Here is a 19,009-nt window from a genome sequence, read left to right as displayed (position 1 = left end):
GCCTTATCGCGCAAGGTTTTTTTGTGCTTTCGTAACTTCGTCCAGAAACGCGAGGATGACTTCCGCATACTCCTGAGCCAGATCGAGCATCGGGATGTGTTCCGATTCCGGGATGACGGCCGTTTTGGAGTGCGACAGGTGTTTCTGGTGCTGTTCGATCAGCTGCAGTTTGCGGTCGAAGTTGTCTTCTTTCGCTGCCGGCAGGAACAGCACCGGGCAGGTGATCTGCGGGTAGCAGGTCTCAAAGCGCATGTCGCACACCATGTCCATCACCTGTACGCCGATGTCCGGCAATTGCACATAGGTGAGGCCGCCGCCGGGGGCCGGACGCAGGATTTTGTGCTGGATGACGGCAGCGCTCGGCTTGTCGAGCGGCACCCATTCTGCGGTCGCTTGTTCCACAAATTCCTCGGGCGACGCATAGACCGGGACTTGGCGCTGGGCGCGGTTGTGTAAAATGACTTCTTTTGCGTCCGACACTTCGCCGTTTTCTCCGGTGAAGTTGATGATGCCGGAGTCGATGTTGACCAGCGACAGCATGCGCTCCGGGTATTGCGCTGCAAAATGGGTCGCGATGTCACCGCCCAGCGAGTTGCCGACGATGTGCGTCTTCTCGATGCCGAGCTGATCGAGCACCGCCAAAATGTCGCTCGTCTGCGCTTCCATCGAGTAGCCGTGCGGCGGCGCCTGCGATTCGCCGTGGCCGCGCAGGTCGAATGCAAAGACATGGTAGTGGTCTTGGAAAAACGGAGCGATCTCGTGCCAGACGAACGATGCAAACACCCCGCCGGGATGCAGCAGCAGCAAGGGTTCGCCTTCTTGGCTGAATTCGGTAAGCATCAAGTGGATGCCGTTCACTTCGAGCTGACGTTTGCGCATACAGTTCCTTCCTTTCGCAATCTTCTAAAAGAGTATCACAGATAGCGAACATAATACATATCGGTTTTCAATTTCAAAAGACATTATTTAATGGGTTTAATTCCCTGGAAGTGCATTAACCCTAATAGTAGCTTTTTATAATTATGGAAAAAAGTACAATCTCCTAAACAGGTAAGTGTGGGTTTAGTAAAGAAATGTCCAGTGTTGAACTTATTGAAAATTTACCAAAATCTGATTGGAGGGAATACAGATGGAGGAGTTACAACTTGCGGCTGCCACCTTGCTGGAACTGCTGCGCTTTCGGGCGCAGCGGGAGCCGCAGGCGACCGCTTATAGATTCTTGGCCGACAGCGGGGAGGAAGAGCTGCTGACCTATGGCGAGCTCGATCGCAAGGCGCGGGCGCTGGCCGCACTGTTGCAGAGCCGCAACGCGCAAGGGGAGCGTGCCCTGCTCTTGTTCCAGCCGGGGATGGAGTACCTGATCGCCTTTTTCGGGTGTCTCTATGCAGGCGTATTTGCGGTGCCTGCCTATCCGCCGCGGCAGAACGGGAACTTGAGCCGCCTGCAGGCGGTCGTCGCCGATTCGCGGGCGGCGTTTGCTTTGGCGACCGGAACGATCGCCGCCAGCGTGGCGCGCCGAGCGGCCGCAGAGCCGGAGTTGGCGCGGCTGGACTGGATCGTCACCGATGAGCTGTCTGACGCGGGGGCCGATGCCTGGCGCGAACCGCAGGTGACGGCCGACACGTTGGCCTTTTTGCAATATACATCCGGATCGACAGCACTTCCGAAAGGGGTCATGCTGACCCATGGTAACCTGCTGCACAACCTGGCGTTGATCGAGCGGTCGTTTGGCACGACCCGCCAAAGCAGCGGGGTGGTCTGGCTGCCTCCGTATCACGACATGGGGCTGATCGGCGGGATTTTGCAGCCGCTGTTTACCGGGTATCCCATGACCTTGATGGCGCCGGTGTCGTTTATCACGAAACCTTTACGCTGGCTGGAGGCGATCTCCCGCACCGGGGCAACGGTCAGCGGCGGACCGAATTTTGCGTATGAGCTCTGCGTGCAGAAAATCACGCCGGAGCAGCGCGATACGCTGGACCTTTCGTCCTGGGAAAACGCGTTTACCGGCGCGGAGCCGATTCGCAAAGAGACGCTGGATCGTTTTGCGGCGTTTTTCGCTCCGTGCGGATTCCGTAAAGAAGCGTTTTACCCGTGCTACGGACTGGCGGAAGGCACGCTGTTCGTCACGGGCGGCCGGAAGCAGGAAGCGCCGATCGCACACGCATTTTCGGCGTCTGCGCTCAAAGACAATTTTGCGGAGACGGCTTCTGACGAAGCGGACGCGCAGCTCTTGGTCTCATCCGGGCGGCCGGCGCTTGGCGATCAGGAGGTGCTGGTCGTCGACCCGGAGCGTCTGACGCCATGTGCATACGGGCAGGTCGGCGAGATCTGGGTGAACGGGCCCTCGGTGGCAAAAGGGTATTGGGAGCGCGCGGAGCAGACGCGGGAAACGTTTGGCGCGGAGCTGGCCGCTGCAGGAAAAGGGCCGTATTTGCGGACGGGCGATCTCGGTTTTCTGCAGGAAGGCGAACTGTACATCACCGGCCGCCGCAAAGACCTGATCATCATCCGCGGGCGCAACTACTACCCGCAGGACATCGAGTTTACTGTACAGGAAAGCCATCCCGCCGTGCACAACAGCAACGGCGCGGCTTTTGCTGTCGAAGCGGACGGGGAAGAGCGGCTGGTGATCGTGCAGGAGATCGAGCGTTCGCATCGCAAAGCGGATCTCAACGCTGTCATCGCCTCCATACGCGAACGGGTGTCCAGTCAGCACGAGCTGCAAGTCTACGCGGTCGTGCTGCTCAAACCGGCGAGCATTCCGAAAACGTCGTCCGGCAAGATTCAGCGCCACAAATGCAAGGAGCGCTTTCTGGATGGAACGCTCGACGCTGTGGCCGATGCAAGGGCAGACCGCGTGCAGGCGGCACAAGATCTGACGAGCGAAGCGCCGGCAGACGTGACCCGCGAGCTGCTGCTGAAGCTCGATCTGGCGGATCGGCGAGCGAGTTTGGAGCAGGAGCTGTTGCAAAAACTGGCGCAGGTGCTGCAGCTGGACCCATCGCGCTTGACGGCCGGGCAGCCGCTGACGCAATGGGGGCTCGATTCGCTAATGGCGGTCGAGGTGAAAAATGCTGTCGAGGAGCAGTTCGGACTGGATGTGCCGTTTGCACTGCTGCTGGAAGGCGTGACCGTAAACGAGCTGGCTGCCGAGCTGAGCGGACAGCTGGAGGGCCTGCTTGCGCAGGAGGCTAAGGCGGAAGGGCTATTGGAAGGGCAATCGGAAGGGCAGTCAAGCGATCTGACGCATGGCCTGCCGAAAGAGTCCGCCACTGGACATGCAACAGGACTTTCCGCTATGCGCTCAGACGAGCTGTCCTACGGGCAGCGCTCGCTGTGGTTCCTGCAGAAGCTGGCTCCGGAAAGCACCGCCTATCATGTGGCGCGGGCGGTGCAACTGCCGGCAGACCTCGAGGTGCCGCGCTTGCAGCGCGCGTTTGAGCAGTTGACCCACAGACATGATGCCCTGCGCTCCGTCTTTGTCGATGTGGACGGCGAACCGAAGCTGAACGTGAAGGAGACGGCCGGGGAGTTTTGGGCGGTCGAAGATGCCTGCGGGTGGACGGAGGAGCAGTTGCAGGCGCGTCTGGCGGCAGCAGCCCGCACCCCTATTGATCTGGAAAAAGGGCCGTTGCTGCGTGTGCATCTGTTTTTGCGGGAAGCGGGGCCAGTCCTGCTGTTCCATGTGCATCATATCGCCGTGGACTTCTGGACGTTTGGCGTGTTCCTGCAAGAGCTCGGTCAGTTGTATGCCGGGCTGAAACTTCCTCCGGTTAAAGCGGGCTATGCCGAGTATGTGCAGTGGCAGCAGGCGCTCCTGCAGAGCCCGAAAGGCGAGGCGCTGCAGGCGTATTGGGAGCAGACGTGCGCAGACGTGCCGCTCTTGCAGCTGCCGGCCGACCGTCCCCGCCCGGCGGTGCTGACCGATCGCGGCGCAAGCGTGCGCTTTGCGCTGCCGGCAGAACTGAGTGCAGGACTGAAGCGCTTGGCGCAGGAGCAGGGCGTGACGCTGTATGCGGCGCTGCTGGCAGCGTATCAGGTGCTCCTGCATCGCGTGACCGGACAGGACGACATCGTGGTCGGAACGCCGACCGTCGGGCGCAGCTCGGCCAAATTTTCCGAAACGGCAGGCTATTTCGTCAATCCGGTGCCGCTGCGGGCGCGACTCGGCGGGGAGACGTCGTTTGCCGCGTTTTTGCAGGAGGTCAAAGCGACTGTGGTCGCTGCGCTCTTGCATCAGGACTACCCGTTCGCGCTGCTGGCTGAGCGGCTGCAGCCGGATCGCGATCCGAGCTTTCCGCCGTTGTTCCAGACGATGTTCACGTTGCAAAAATCGCATCTGGCCGGGGGCGGCGGGCTCGGCGCCTTTGCGCTCGGCGAGGCCGGGGCGGTGTACGAGACACACGGGCTGCGGGTGCAGTCGCTGCCGTTCACGCAAAGCGGGGTGCAGCTCGATGTCGCGCTGACGATGGCCGAGCGTGACGGCGAACTGGCCGGGGTGTTCGAATATAACGCCGACCTGTTCGACACGGTGCGCATCGAACGGCTGTGTGAGCATTTTGTGACAGTCCTCGGCGGCATCGTGCAAGATGCGCAGGCGAAAATCGCCGCGCTGCCGCTGCTGACCCTCGAACAGCGTGAAGCGGTGCTGGCGTGGCGCGGGCAGCCGGCGCCGTTTGAGCGCGGCGGCTGTCTGCATCAGCTGTTTGAGCATCAGGCGGAGCGGACGCCTGAGCGAATCGCCGTCGTCTCGGAAGCGGGTCACGTCACCTATGCGGAACTGAACGCACGGGCCAATGCTCTGGCCAACGCCCTTGTGACGCGAGGAGTCGGGCCGGGCGTGCTCGTCGCGCTGTGCGCCGAGCGTTCGGTCGAGATGGTGGTCGGCCTGCTCGGTGTGATGAAAGCGGGCGGTGCGTATGTGCCGGTCGATCCGGGCTATCCGGCTGAGCGGATCGCGTACATGCTCGCAGATGCGGATGCCAAACTGCTGCTGACGCAGGAGCATCTGCTCGACAAACTGCCAGTTGAAAAGGGAGCTACGATCTGCCTCGACAAGTTTGTGGAAGCGTGTGAGGAGCCTTGCAGCATCCCGAACGCGACAGAAGACGACCCGGCATACGTCATCTACACGTCCGGTTCGACCGGCCAGCCGAAAGGGGTCGTGATCCCGCATCGGGCGATCGTCAACCATATGCGCTGGATGCAGCAGCAATTCCCGCTGACCGCAGACGATGTGGTGCTGCAGAAGACCGCGTTTAGTTTTGACGCGTCGGTGTGGGAGTTTTATGCACCGCTGTTCGCAGGGGCGCAGCTGGTGCTGGCGCGTCCGGGCGGTCAGGCCGACCCGGCGTATTTGGTGCAGGCGGTGCAGACGCACGGCGTGACGACGCTGCAAGTCGTGCCGTCGATGCTGAAGCTGATGCTGGAAGAGCCGAATGTGGAGGCGTGCGTGTCACTGCGGCGCCTGTTCTGCGGCGGGGAAACGCTGACCGCCGAGCACGTGCAGACGTTCCATGCGCGCTTGCGTGGGCAACTCGTGAACCTGTACGGTCCGACGGAAGCGGCGATCGACACCACGTTCCACATTTGTGCACCGGAGGATGCGCAAAGCACCGTGCCGATCGGCAAGCCGATCGCGGGCGCAGAGGTGTATGTGCTCGACGCGGCGCAGCAGCTCGTGCCGGTTGGGGTGCCCGGTGAACTGTACATTGGCGGGGCAGGACTTGCGCTCGGGTATCTCAAGAAGCCGGAGCAGACTGAGCAGAAATTCATCCTCCATCCGTATGGAGCGGGACGCTTGTATCGCACCGGGGACAGCGTGCGCTGGCGGGAGGACGGGAGCCTGGAGTTCCTCGGCCGCCTCGATGATCAGGTGAAACTGCGCGGCTTTCGCATCGAGCTTGCCGAGATCGAAGCGATGCTGCGCGGGCATGAAGAAGTTCAGGAAGCGGCCGTCGTCCTGCGCGATCAGCGTCTGGCCGCGTATGTGGTCGGGGCGGGTGAGGCGGACCTGCGCACCTTTTTGAAGGCCCGCCTGCCGGAGTACATGGTGCCGTCCGCGTTTGTCGCGCTGGACCGGCTGCCGCTAACCGCCAACGGCAAAGTGGATCGCAACGCGCTGCCCGCACCGGTCTGGACAGGCGCAGGCGAAGGGGCATATGTGGCACCGCGCACGGAGACGGAAGCGGGAATCGCTTTGGTCTGGCAAGAGGTGCTCGGCGTGGAGCAGGTCGGCCTGTCCGACAATTTTTTTGCCCTTGGCGGACATTCGCTGCTGGCGGCGCAGGCCGTCTCGCGCCTGAACCGCCGCTTTGCGATCGACTTGCCGCTGCGCACCTTGTTCGCATCCCCGACGGTAGCCGAACTGGCCGCGGAGGTGCAGCACCTCGCCGGCAGCGGGGCGACGCCGCTGGTGCCGGTGTCTCGGGATGCTGCGTTGCCGCTGTCGTTTGCGCAGGAGCGTTTGTGGTTCATCGACCGTCTGGAAGGGGCGAGCGCCCTTTACAACATTCCCGGCGCGGTGCGTTTGAGCGGAGAGCTGGACGTGTCTGCGCTGGAGCGGAGTTTGCAGGAGATCGTGACTCGTCACGAGGCGCTGCGGACGATTTTCACCGTGACGGAAGGAAGCGCTGTGCAGCAGATCACAGACGGAACCGGGTTCACGCTCACCGTGACGGACAGCATGGAGGAAGAGGTGCCGCACATCGCCCTCGCCGAGGCACAGCTGCCGTTCGATCTGGAAAAAGGGCCGCTGTTGCGTGCGAAACTGCTCCGGCTGGCTGCTGACGATCATGTGCTGATGCTCACGATGCACCACATCGCGGCGGACGGCTGGTCGATGGGCGTTTTGCTGCGCGAACTGTCGGCGCTGTATGCCGCATTTATGAAGCAAGAAGCGTCGCCGCTGCAGCCGCTGGCTGTGCAATACGCAGACTATGCCGTCTGGCAGCAGGCGGACATGCGGGAGGAGGTGTTGGAGCAGCAGCTCAGTTACTGGAAGCAAAAGTTGAGCGGGGAGCTGCCCGTCCTCCAACTGCCGACCGACCGTCCGCGTCCCGCTGTGCAGTCCTCCCAAGGGGCGGTGCTGTCCTTTGCCCTGCCTGCGTCGCTGAGCGAACAGGTGCGTGAGCTGGCGGTGGAGGGCACAACTTTGTTCACGCTGCTGTTGACGGCGTACAAGACCTTGCTGTACCGCTACACAGGCTTGGAAGACCTGCTCGTCGGCACTCCGGTCGCCGGACGCCGCCACGTGGAGATCGAGCCGCTGATCGGCTTTTTCGTCAACACGCTGGTGCTGCGCGATGCGGTCGACGGCAGCATGACGTTCCGCCAACTGCTGGAGAGCGTGAAAACGACGGCGCTGGAAGCGTTGTCCGCCCAAGATGTGCCGTTTGAAAAGCTGGTCGGGGAGTTGCAGCCAGAGCGGAGCAGGAGCCATTCGCCGCTGTTCCAGGCGATGTTCACCTGGCAGCCGTCACCGCTCGCCGAGCTGAAGCTGCCCGGCGTCTCGCACGCGCAAGTCGAGATGCACAGCGGTACGGCCAAATTTGACCTGACGTTGATGATGGAAGAGCAGGACGGCCAATTGGCCGGGGCGATCGAATACCGCACCGACCTGTTTGACCGGGCGACGATCGGGCGGCTGGCCGGACACTTCCAGACCTTGCTGCAAGCGGCGGTGCAACATCCGGACTGTCCGATTGCCGAGCTGCCGATGCTCAGCGCTGCGGAGCAGGCGCAAATGGCGCTATGGAACGACACCGCACGTCCGGAGGTTCTGCAGCTTGGCGTCCACGAATGGTTCGAAGTGCAGGCGGACGCGACGCCCGATGCAGTGGCGCTCGTGTTCGGGAAGGACAGCCTCACGTACAGTGAACTGAACGAGCGGGCGAACCGCCTCGCCCGCCGTCTGCAACAGCACGGCGTGTTGCAAGGGCAGATGGTCGGATTCTGCATCGAGCGCTCGCTGGAGCTGGTCGTCGGGATGCTGGCGATCTTAAAAGCCGGCGCGGCGTATGTGCCATTTGATGCCGATTACCCGGCCGAACGTCTGCGCTACCAGCTGGGAGATGCGAACGTGTCGCTATTGCTGACCCAGGAACGCCTGCTTGCGAAACTGCCGGAACACGGGGCACAGATTCTGTGCGTCGACGGGACGTATGCGGAAGAGAGCGGGGACAACCTCGGTCTGACCACCGATCTGGACAGCCTGGCCTATGTGATGTACACGTCCGGCTCGACCGGGCAGCCCAAAGGGGTCATGGTGCCGCATCGCGGCGTGGTGCGGCTGGTAAAAGACACCGATTATGTGGAGTTCTCCGCGCGGGACGTGTTTCTGCAGTTCGCGCCGGTCGCGTTTGACGCGGCGACGTTCGAGATCTGGGGCGCGCTGCTAAACGGGGCACAGCTGGTGATCTTCCCGCCGGGCCAAGCGTCCCTGCAAGAGCTGGGACGCGTGATACAGCGGCACGGCGTGAGCACGCTGTGGCTGACAGCCGGGCTGTTCCACCAGATGGCGGAACACCACCTCGAAGGGCTGCGCGGCGTGCGCCAGCTGCTGGCGGGCGGCGATGTGCTGTCGGTGCCGCATGTGCAGAAAGTCGTGGAGCAACTCGACTGCCGTTTGATCAACGGCTACGGACCGACGGAGTGCACGACGTTCGCCGTCTGCCACGAGGTGCAACGGGAAGATTTGCTGCTGCCGTCCTTGCCGATTGGACGCGCCATCGCCAACACGACCGTGGTGATCTTAAGCGGAGCCGGACAGCCGGTGCCGGTCGGGGTCCCGGGCGAACTGCACCTCGGAGGGGCCGGGGTGGCGCTCGGCTATTGGAACCAGCCGGAGCTGACCGCAGAGCGGTTCATCAACACCGAACACGGCCGCCTGTACAAGACGGGCGACATGGTACGCCGCCTGGCGGACGGCACGATCGAGTTTCTCGGCCGCACCGACAATCAGGTCAAAGTGCGCGGTTTCCGCATCGAACTCGGCGAGATCGAAGCGGCGGCGGCCAAACACCCGAACGTGCGCGAAGCGGTCGTGCTGGTGCGCGAAGACGTGCCGGGCGACAAGCGCATCGTCGCCTACGTCACGCTGCACGAAGCGGCGGAAGGGACGGACGCGCTGCGCCGTCACTTGCAAGCGTCGCTGCCGTCGTACATGGTGCCCCAGCAGCTCATCGCCATGGATGCTTTTGCGCTCACCGCCAACGGCAAGGTGGACCGAAAATCGCTCCCGGCACCTGAGTGGACCGCAAGCGACCGGGAGTTTACAGCACCGCGTACGGCGGTGGAAGCGCAGCTCTGCGCTTTGTTCGAAACGGTGCTGCAAGCGCAACCGGTCGGCATTCACGACGACTTCTTCGCGCTGGGCGGGCATTCGCTCCTCGCGACGCAGGCTGTGACCCGCATCGAAGCGGCGTTCGGCATCGAACTGCCGCTGCGCCAACTGTTCGAAGCGCCGACCGTGGCGGAACTGGCCGCTTTTGTGGACGGAGCAAGGGGGGCCCACGCCGCTCCGATCCGGCGAACGGCGCGCGGCGGCGACCTGCCGATGTCGTATGCGCAGGAGCGGATGTGGCTGCTCCATCAGTTTCACAGCGATTCCTCCGCCTATCACATCGCAGGCGCAGTGCGGATGCGCGGGCCGTTGGACCGGGCAGCGCTGGAGCGGAGTATGGCCGCGATTGTCCAGCGCCACGAAGCGCTGCGCACCACGTTCGACGTGGTGAACGACCAAGCGGTGCAACGCATTCGCAGCGCGCAGGCCGTGACCATTCCGCTGTCCGATCTCACCGAACTTCCGACAGTGGAGCGCGAAGAGACAGCGCTGCGCCTGGCTCGGGAAGACGCCCGGGAACCTTTTGACCTGACCAAAGACGAGCTGGTGCGGCTGTCCCTGCTCCGGCTTGGCGCGGAGGATCATCTGCTGGTGATGACTCTGCACCATATCATCTCCGATGGCTGGTCGCTCGGCGTCCTGCTGCAGGAGCTGTCCGTCCTGTACGGCGGTGGCGAACTGCCGGAGCTTACGGTGCAATATGCCGACTATGCGCAGTGGCATCGCAGCTGGCTGGAAGCGGACGCGCTGGCGTCGCAGCTCGACTATTGGAAACACAAGCTCGGCGGTTCCCTGCCTGTGCTGCAGCTGCCGACCGACCGCCCGCGTCCGGCTGTGCAGACGACACATGGCGCACATCTGCCGTTTGCCTTGTCCAAAGAGCTGACCGAAGCGCTGAAAGGACTGGGGCAGGCAGGCGGCGAGACGCTGTACATGATCCTGCTGACCGCCTTCAACGTGCTGCTGCACCGCTACACAGGACAAGACGACATCCTCGTCGGTTCGCCGATCGCCGGACGCAACCGCGTGGAGATTGAGAACTTGATCGGCTTCTTCGTCAACACGATCGTCCTGCGCAGCGAACTTCCGGGCGAAACTTCCTTCCGCAGCCTGTTGAAGCAGGTCAAGCAGACCGCCTTAGAAGCGTATGCCCATCAGGACGTGCCGTTCGAAAAGCTGGTCAGCGTGCTCCAGCCGGAGCGGAGCACGAGCCATCCTCCGCTGTTCCAAGTGATGTTTGCACTGCAAAATGCGCCGCTGGCGCTGGAACTGCCGGGACTGCGTCTGGAGCGTCTGACGCTCGACAACCAAACGGCCAAGTTCGATCTCTCCCTGCTGCTGGAAGAGACGGAGCAAGGGCTGACCGGCTTCTTGGAATACAACACCGATCTGTTTGAGCAAGCGACGATCGCCCGCTTGGCACAGCACTTCCAGACGCTGCTGCAAGCGGCGGTGCTGCATCCGGATCGCCCGATTGCCGAACTGCCGATGCTGACGGCGGCGGAGCGCGGGCAACTGGCGCAGTGGAATGACACGGAGCGTCCGGAGGCGCTGAAGTTCGGCGTTCACCAATGGTTCGAGCGACAGACGGCTGCGACACCCGATGCGGCGGCGCTCATCTTCGGGGAAGACAGCCTCACTTATCGCGAACTGAATGAGCAGGCAAACCGCCTGGCGCGCCGTCTGCAAAAGCGCGGCGTCGCACCGGGGCAACTGGTCGGTCTGAGCTTGGAGCGTTCGTTCGAACTGGTCATCGGCATGCTCGCCATCCTGAAGGCGGGCGCGGCGTATGTGCCGTTTGATGCCGATTACCCGGCGGAAAGGCTGCGTTATCAACTGGAAGATGCGAACGTCGCCGTGCTTGTGACCTCGGAGCGGATGCTGGATCGGCTGCCGGAGCAGCACGCACAGATTTTGTGCATCGAAGAGCCTTTTGCGGAGGAAAGCGCGGAGAATCTCGGCATTGCCGGGGATGGAGACAGTCTGGCCTACATGATGTACACGTCCGGCTCAACCGGGCAGCCCAAAGGGGTCATGGTGCCGCATCGCGGCGTGGTGCGACTGGTGAAAGACACCGATTATGTGGAGTTCTCCGCGCGGGACGTGTTCCTTCAGTTCGCGCCGGTCGCGTTTGACGCGGCGACGTTCGAGATCTGGGGCGCGCTGCTAAACGGGGCGCAGATGGTGATCTACCCGCCGGGGCAAGCGTCCCTGCAAGAGCTGGGACGCGTGATACAGCGGTACGGCGTGAGCACGCTGTGGTTGACAGCCGGGCTGTTCCACCAGATGGCGGAACACCACCTCGAAGGGCTGCGCGGCGTGCGCCAGTTGCTGGCGGGCGGCGATGTGCTGTCGGTGCCGCATGTGCAGAAAGTTGTGGAGCAGCTCGACTGCCGTTTGATCAACGGCTACGGGCCGACGGAGTGCACGACGTTCGCCGTCTGCCACGAGGTGCGACAGGAAGATTTGCTGCTGCCGTCCTTGCCGATTGGACGCGCCATCGCCAATACCACCGCGTATGTTTTAGATGAGGCGGGGCAGGAAGTGCCGATCGGGGTGCGGGGCGAACTGCACCTCAGCGGGGCTGGGGTGGCGCTCGGCTATTGGCAGCGCCCGGAGCTGACCGCAGAGCGGTTCCTCAACACCGAACACGGCCGCTTGTACAAAACGGGCGACATGGTGCGCCGCCTGGCGGACGGCACGATCGAGTTCCTCGGCCGCACCGACAATCAGGTCAAAGTGCGCGGTTTCCGCATCGAGCTCGGCGAGATCGAAGCGGCGGTCGCCAAACACCCCACAGTCAGCGAATCTGCCGTGCTGGTGCGCGAAGATCAGCCGGGCGACAAGCGCATCGTCGCCTATGTCATTTTGAAGCAGCCGGAGGACAGAACGGGCGAATTGCGCCGCGATTTAAAAGCGGTGTTGCCGTCGTACATGATGCCGCAGCACATTGTGGCGGTTGAAGCGATGGCGCTCACCGCCAACGGCAAGATCGACCGCACGTCGCTGCCGGCGCCTGCCGCGGCCGAAGAGCAGCGCGAGTATGCGCCGCCGCGCACGGCAGCCGAAGCGATGTTGTGCGCGCTGTTTGAAGAGGTGCTCCACACCCAGCCGGTCGGCATTCATGACGACTTTTTTGCGGCCGGCGGGCATTCCTTGCTGGCGACGCAGGCGGTGACCCGGATTCAGGCGGCGTTTGGCATCGAAATGCCGCTGCGCAAGCTGTTCGAACTGCCGACGGTGGCGGAACTGGCCGCCTTCGTGACCGGGACAGAAGCAGGCGCAGCCGATGCTGCCCCTATCGTACGGGTCGCGCGCGACGGGCATCTGCCGCTGTCGTTTGCGCAGGAGCGGATGTGGCTCTTGCACCAGCTGCTCCGTGAAACGACCGCCTATCACATTCCGGGTGCGGTGCGGATGCACGGAACGCTGGATCGGGAAGCGCTGGAGCGCAGTTTTGCGACGATTGTCAATCGCCATGAGTCGCTGCGCACCTCTTTTGCGACGGTGAACGGGCAAGCGGTGCAGCAGGTGAGGGCGGAGCAGGCAACCGAAATTCAGCTGACCGACCTGACCGCTCTGCCGGCCAACGAGCGCGAAGCGACGGCGCTGCGCCTGGCGCGGGAAGCCGCGCAGCGGCCGTTCGATCTCACCAGCGACGCGCTGGTGCGGCTCGCCCTATTCCGGCTCGGCGAGGGCGATCATCTGCTGGTCATGGTCATGCACCACATCATCTCCGACGGCTGGTCGCTCGGCGTGCTGCTCGAAGAGCTGTCGATGCTCTATGGCGGCGGCGAACTGCCGGAGCTGGAGGTGCAGTACGCCGACTACGCAGCGTGGCAGCGCGACTGGCTGCAAGGCGAGAACTTGGATCGTCAGCTGAACTACTGGAAACGCAAGCTCAGCGGTTCGCTGCCCGTCCTGCAACTGCCGAGCGACCGTCCCCGCCCGGTGCTGCAGACGACAAAAGGTGCCCATCTGCCATTTGCCCTGTCCAAGGAGCTGACCGAAGAGCTGCGGGCGCTCGGCCAAGCGGACGGCGCTACGCTGTACATGGTGCTGCTGACCGCGTTCAACGTCCTGATGTACCGCTACACAGGACAAGATGATCTCTTGGTCGGCTCGCCGATCGCCGGCCGCCACCGGGCGGAGATCGAGCCCTTGATCGGCTTCTTCGTCAACACCTTGGTCTTGCGCAGCGACTTGTCGGAAGAACCGGCGTTTTCCGATCTGTTGGCACAGGTCAAGCAGACCGCGCTGGAAGCGTATGCACATCAGGACGTGCCGTTTGAACAGTTGGTCGGCGAACTGCAGCCGGAGCGCAACCTGAGCCACACGCCGCTGTTCCAAGTGATGTTTGCCTTGCAGAACGCGCCGCTGGCGCTGGAACTGCCCGGCCTGACGCTGGAGCGTGTGAGTCTCGACATCCAGACGGCCAAATTCGATCTCTCGCTGCTGCTGGAAGAGACGGAGGGAGGCGTGTCCGGCATCTTCGAGTACAACACCGACCTGTTTGACGAGGCGACGATCGAGCGGATGGCCGGCCATTTCCACACGCTGCTGCAAAGCGTGATCCAAGATCGGGAGCAAAAGATCAGCCATCTGCCGCTGCTCACGGAGGCGGAAGCGGCGCACCTGTACCACAACGAAGCACAGGCGCATGAGTTCGCGCCGAGCTGTCTGCATCAGCTGTTCGAGGCGCAGGCAGCGCGTACGCCTGATGCCGTGGCGATTCAGTCCGAAACGGGTGCGCTGAGCTATGCCGAGCTCAACGAGCGCGCCAACCGCCTTGCGCAGTATCTGCAGGAGCAGGGGGCCGGACCGGACGGGCTGATCGCGATCTGCATGGCAAGGTCGCCGGAGCTGGTCATCGCCATTTTGGCGGTGCTGAAATCGGGGGCGGCCTATGTGCCGATCGACCCGGCGTATCCGGCCGACCGCATCGCGTTCCTGTTAGCCGACGGCGGGGCGCCGCTGCTGTTGACCGAGTCGCAGCTGCTGCCTGAACTGCCCCCGCATGACGCGAAGGCGATCTGCCTCGACCGCGACGGCGCGCTTTTTGCAGCGAAAGACACTGCTAATCCGAAAGCTGCGGTGGGGCCGCAGCATTTGGCTTACATCATCTATACATCCGGCTCGACGGGCCAACCGAAAGGGGTCGCGATCGAACATCGCCAGGCTTCGTCCTTGATCCAGTGGGCGCACGAAGTGTTCCCGCCGGAGGAGCTGCAAGGGGTGCTGTTCTCGACTTCGGTCTGCTTTGACCTGTCGATCTTCGAACTGTTTGCGCCGCTCTGCTGCGGCGGCCGGGTGATCCTCGCGCAAAATGCTCTGCAGCTGCCGGCCATGGCCGCCAAAGATCAGGTGACACTGATCAACACGGTGCCGTCCGCCATCGCGGAGCTGCTGCGCTTGGAGGCGATCCCGCCTTCGGTCAAAGTGGTCAACCTGGCGGGTGAACCGCTGAAGCTGGGCCTTGTGTCTGCGCTGTACGAGGTCGCCACGCTGGAAAAAGTGTACAACCTCTACGGACCGTCTGAAGACACCACCTACTCCACCTATGAGCGGATGGAGCGCGGGCTGCAGACAAAACCGCTGATCGGGGTGCCGATCACCGGCACGCAAGCCTACGTGCTCGACGCCGCACAGCAGCCGGTGCCGTTCGGCGTGCCGGGCGAACTGTTCCTCGGCGGGGCCGGGGTGGCGCGCGGCTATCTGGGGCGGCCGGATTTGACGGCGGAGAAATTTGTGGAAGATCCGTTCTCCAAGCAGCCACACGCACGGATGTATCGCACGGGCGACCTTGTGCGCGCGCTGCCGGACGGGCGTCTCGACTATCTGGGCCGCCTCGACCATCAGGTGAAAGTGCGCGGGTTCCGCATCGAGCTCGGCGAGATCGAAGCGGCGCTGTTGCAGCATCCGGCCGTGCGCGAGACGGTCGTCATGGTGCGGGAAGATGCTGCGGAAGAAAAACGCATCGTCGCCTACCTCGTCACAAAAGCCGGGGAGTTGACGACAGCCGAACTGCGCGACTGGACGGGCCGTACGCTGCCCGGCTACATGATCCCGTCCGCCTTCGTCCGCCTCGAAGCGATGCCGCTCACCGCCAATGGCAAAGTGGATCGCAAAGCGCTTCCCGCACCGGACGGTGCCCGTCATGACGGGACGCCGTATCTCGCGCCGCAGACCGATACGGAACAGAAGCTGTCTGCGATCTGGTCGGACGTGCTCGGCGCGGAGCGCGTCGGCCTGCTCGACAACTTCTTTGAGATCGGCGGCCACTCGCTGAAAGCGACGCAGATCGCCTCGCGCATCGCGCAGGAGCTTTGCGTCGAGATCCCGCTGCGCGATCTGTTTGAGCACCCGACCGTCAGCCAGCTGGCTGTCCGCGTCGAGCAGGCACAGCACGCAGGACATGAGGCAGAAGCGATGACGATCCTGCCGTATGCGCGGCAAGAGCTGCCCGACAGATCGGGCACGCAGGCGCCGATGTCCACCGCTCAGCGCCGCATGTGGCTGTTAGATCAGCTGCTGCCGGGCAGCCCGCTCTACAACGTGCCGGGCGTGGTGCGGCTGACCGGAACGCTGAACGCCGGGGCGGTGGAGCAAAGCCTGCTCGAGATCGCCCGTCGCCACGACGTGCTCCGCGCCGCCTTCCGGGAGGCGGCGGGAGAGCTGGTGCAAGTCGCGCAACACAGCGTCGATCTGGCGCTGCAACATCTGGATTTGACGCACGAACCGCAAGCCGATCGTGAAAAACTGGCGCTGGCTGCCGCAGCCGAAGAAGTGCGCCGGCCGTTCGATCTTGCTTCCGGCCCGCCGATGCGCGCGATGCTGATCAAGCTGGAAGCAGAGGAGCACCTGTTCCTCTTCCTGTTCCATCACATCGTCGCGGACGGCTGGTCGCTCGGCCTGTTCGTGCGCGAGTGGAGCGCCTTGTACGAAGCGTTCAGCCGAGGGTTGCCTTCGCCTTTGACAGAGCTGCGCATTCAATATGCCGACTATGCACAGTGGCAGCAGCAGCGGTTTGCAGGCGATGTCCTGACCCGTCAGCTGAGCTATTGGAAAGAGCAACTTGGTGGCGAACTGCCCGTCCTGCAGCTGCCGACCGACCGTCCGCGGCCGGCCGTTCAGACGTACGCAGGCCGCGTGCACCGCTTTGCGCTGGGAGCAGACCTGACGCAGCGGCTGCATGACTTGAGCCGCCGCGAAGGAGCCACGCTGTTCATGACGCTCCTCTCCGCGTTCAAGACGCTGCTCTACCGCTACAGCGGACAGACCGATCTGCTGATCGGCACGCCGATCGCCGGACGCAGCACAGCCGATGTCGAAGCGTTGTTCGGCCTGTTCATGAACACGCTGGTCATCCGCAGCGACCTGTCGGGCAACCCGTCCTTCCGCGACGTGCTTCAACGTGTCAAAGAGGCGACGTTCGGCGCGTTCGCTCATCAGGAAGTGCCGTTCGAACTGCTGGTCGATGAACTGCAGCCGGTGCGCGACATGAGCTACTCGCCGCTGTTCCAGGTGATGTTCATTCTGCAAAACGCGCCGATGCCTGCCCCGCAACTGCAAGACTTGGCAGTCAAGGTGTTGGAGGTCGACAGCGACACGGCCAAATTTGACCTGACCTTGGCGCTGGAAGAGCAGGGCGATGAGCTGCAAGCGTCCCTCGAGTACAACACCGACCTGTTCGATGACTCGACGGTGGAGCGCTTCGCCGGCCATTTTATCAGACTGTTGGAAAACATCGCCGAGAAGCCGCAGCAAGCGGTCGCCACTTTATCCTTCCTTAGCGCAGACGAGCTTCATCAGGAGCTCGCTGTCTGGAACGGCAATCGCACGACCGCTGCCTGGAAGAACTTGCCGTACACCTTGCCGGAGCTGTTTGAACGACAAGTCCGGCACACGCCTGACCGGACGGCGATCGTCGACGGTGAGCGCCGCGTGACGTTTGCCGAGCTGAATGCGCAGGCCAACCGTATGGCACATGCGCTGCGAGCGCGGGGTGTAGGGGCGGAAACGCTGGTCGGACTCTGCATGGAGCGCTCGGTCGACATGCTGGTCGCCATCCTCGGCATTCTGAAAGCGGGAGGCGCGTATGTGCCGCTCGATCCGAACTATCCGGCCGAGCGTGTGCAGTACATTTTGCAACATGCGGGCGCCGCACTGCTGATCACGCAGGCAGCGCTGACCGGTCTGTTCGGCACGGAGCGCGAGACCCTGATCTGGGAAACGGCGCAGGCGGAGCTCGCCGCCCAGAGCGAGTTCAACCTGCCGCTCCTCGCCGAGCCGGACAACCTGGCGTATGTGATCTACACGTCCGGCTCGACCGGGCTGCCCAAAGGCGTGGCGATCGAGCACAAGAGCGCCGTGGCGCTGGTCAACTGGGCGGATGAGACGTACAGCCCGGAGGAATATGCCGGGGTGCTGTTCTCGACGTCTGTCTGCTTCGACTTATCTGTCTATGAGATGTTCGTTCCGCTGTCGCTTGGCGGCACGATCCTGCTCGCCGATCACGCGCTGCATCTGCCGCTCTTGCCGGCGAAAGGCGAAGTGACCTTGATCAATACCGTGCCGTCGGCGATCCAAGAGCTCTTGCGCATCGGCGAGGTCCCGCCCGGGGTCAAAGTGGTCAACCTGTGCGGGGAACCGTTGAAAGGAACAATCGTCCACGAGCTGTATGCCATCCCGACCGTGGAGAAGGTGTACAACCTGTACGGCCCGACCGAAGACACCGTATATTCCACCGTCGCCTTGATGAGCCGCGAATTGGCGGGCAACCCGCCGATCGGCGCGCCGCTGCCCGGCACGTACGCCTATGTGCTGAGCCCGGAGCTGCAGCCGTTGCCCGTCGGCGCGGCCGGCGAGCTGTTCCTCGGCGGGGCCGGATTGGCCCGGGGTTACCTGCACCAGCCGGAGTTGACGGCGGAGCGCTTTGTCGCCGACCCGTATGCGCAACAGAAAGGGCAGCGCCTGTACCGCACCGGCGATCTCGTGCGCCGCTCGCCGGACGGCACGCTCGACTACATCAGCCGGATCGACCATCAGGTGAAAGTGCGCGGCTTCCGCATCGAGCTCGGCGAGATCGAAGCGGTGCTCTGCGCCGATTCGCACGTGCAGTCGGCGGCGGTCACCGTCCGCACCGACCACGGCGACGCGCGCATTGTGGCCTATGTGGTGGCAACTGCAGCGCTGACCGCAGCGGACTGCCGCCAGATCGTCCAGCAAAAACTGCCCGACTACATGGTGCCGTCCGCCTGGGTGATGCTCGACGCGCTGCCACTGACACCAAACGGCAAAATCGACAAAAAGGCGCTGCCCGCACCGGAGCAGGCGCGCAGCGCCGAGACGCCGTATGTGGCGCCGCGCAGCGAGCTGGAACAGGTGCTTTGCGACATCTGGGCGCAGCAGCTCGGCGTGGAGCAAGTTGGGATCACCGACAACTTCTTTGATCTCGGCGGACATTCGTTGCTCGCCACCCAGCTTGTGTCCCGCGTCCGCGAGACGCTGCAGGTCGAGTTGGCCTTGCGCGACCTGTTTGCCGCACGGACGGTCGAACAGTTTGCCGCCGTGGTGGAAAAAGCGCGCCAGTCGGCTCAAGAAACGGTGTCGATCACCAAATCCAGCAACCGCAAAACGCGTACGCGTTCCAGATCGTAGGAG

General features: G+C 63.3%; 2 protein-coding genes. One reads left to right on the top strand and one right to left on the bottom strand.

The genetic code is table 11. The features are described 5' to 3' along the window. Positions 1-3: 3 nt before the first annotated feature. Positions 4-879: an alpha/beta fold hydrolase gene (locus tag EV586_RS03110; protein WP_132943602.1), complete on the bottom strand. Its 876-nt coding sequence runs from the start codon at positions 877-879 to the stop codon at positions 4-6. 250 nt (positions 880-1,129) lie between these two features. Between EV586_RS03110 and EV586_RS03105 the strand changes: the two genes are divergently transcribed. After that, a complete protein-coding gene (locus EV586_RS03105) occupies positions 1,130-19,006 on the top strand; it encodes a non-ribosomal peptide synthetase (RefSeq protein WP_132943601.1) in 17,877 nt (5,958 codons plus the stop codon). Positions 19,007-19,009: the final 3 nt, after the last annotated feature.

Source organism: Tumebacillus sp. BK434 (assembly GCF_004340785.1).
Taxonomy (GTDB): Bacteria; Bacillota; Bacilli; order Tumebacillales; family Tumebacillaceae; genus Tumebacillus_A.
The sequence above is the reverse complement of the archived record's forward strand: the minus strand, read 5'-3'. Positions and strand labels throughout refer to the sequence as shown.

What these genes read in the sequence shown, in the direction of transcription:
- EV586_RS03110 (WP_132943602.1), bottom strand. Translation starts at nt 879, where the DNA reads ATGCGCAAACGTCAGCTCGAAGTGAACGGCATCCACTTGATGCTTACC.
- EV586_RS03105 (WP_132943601.1), top strand. Translation starts at nt 1,130, where the DNA reads ATGGAGGAGTTACAACTTGCGGCTGCCACCTTGCTGGAACTGCTGCGC.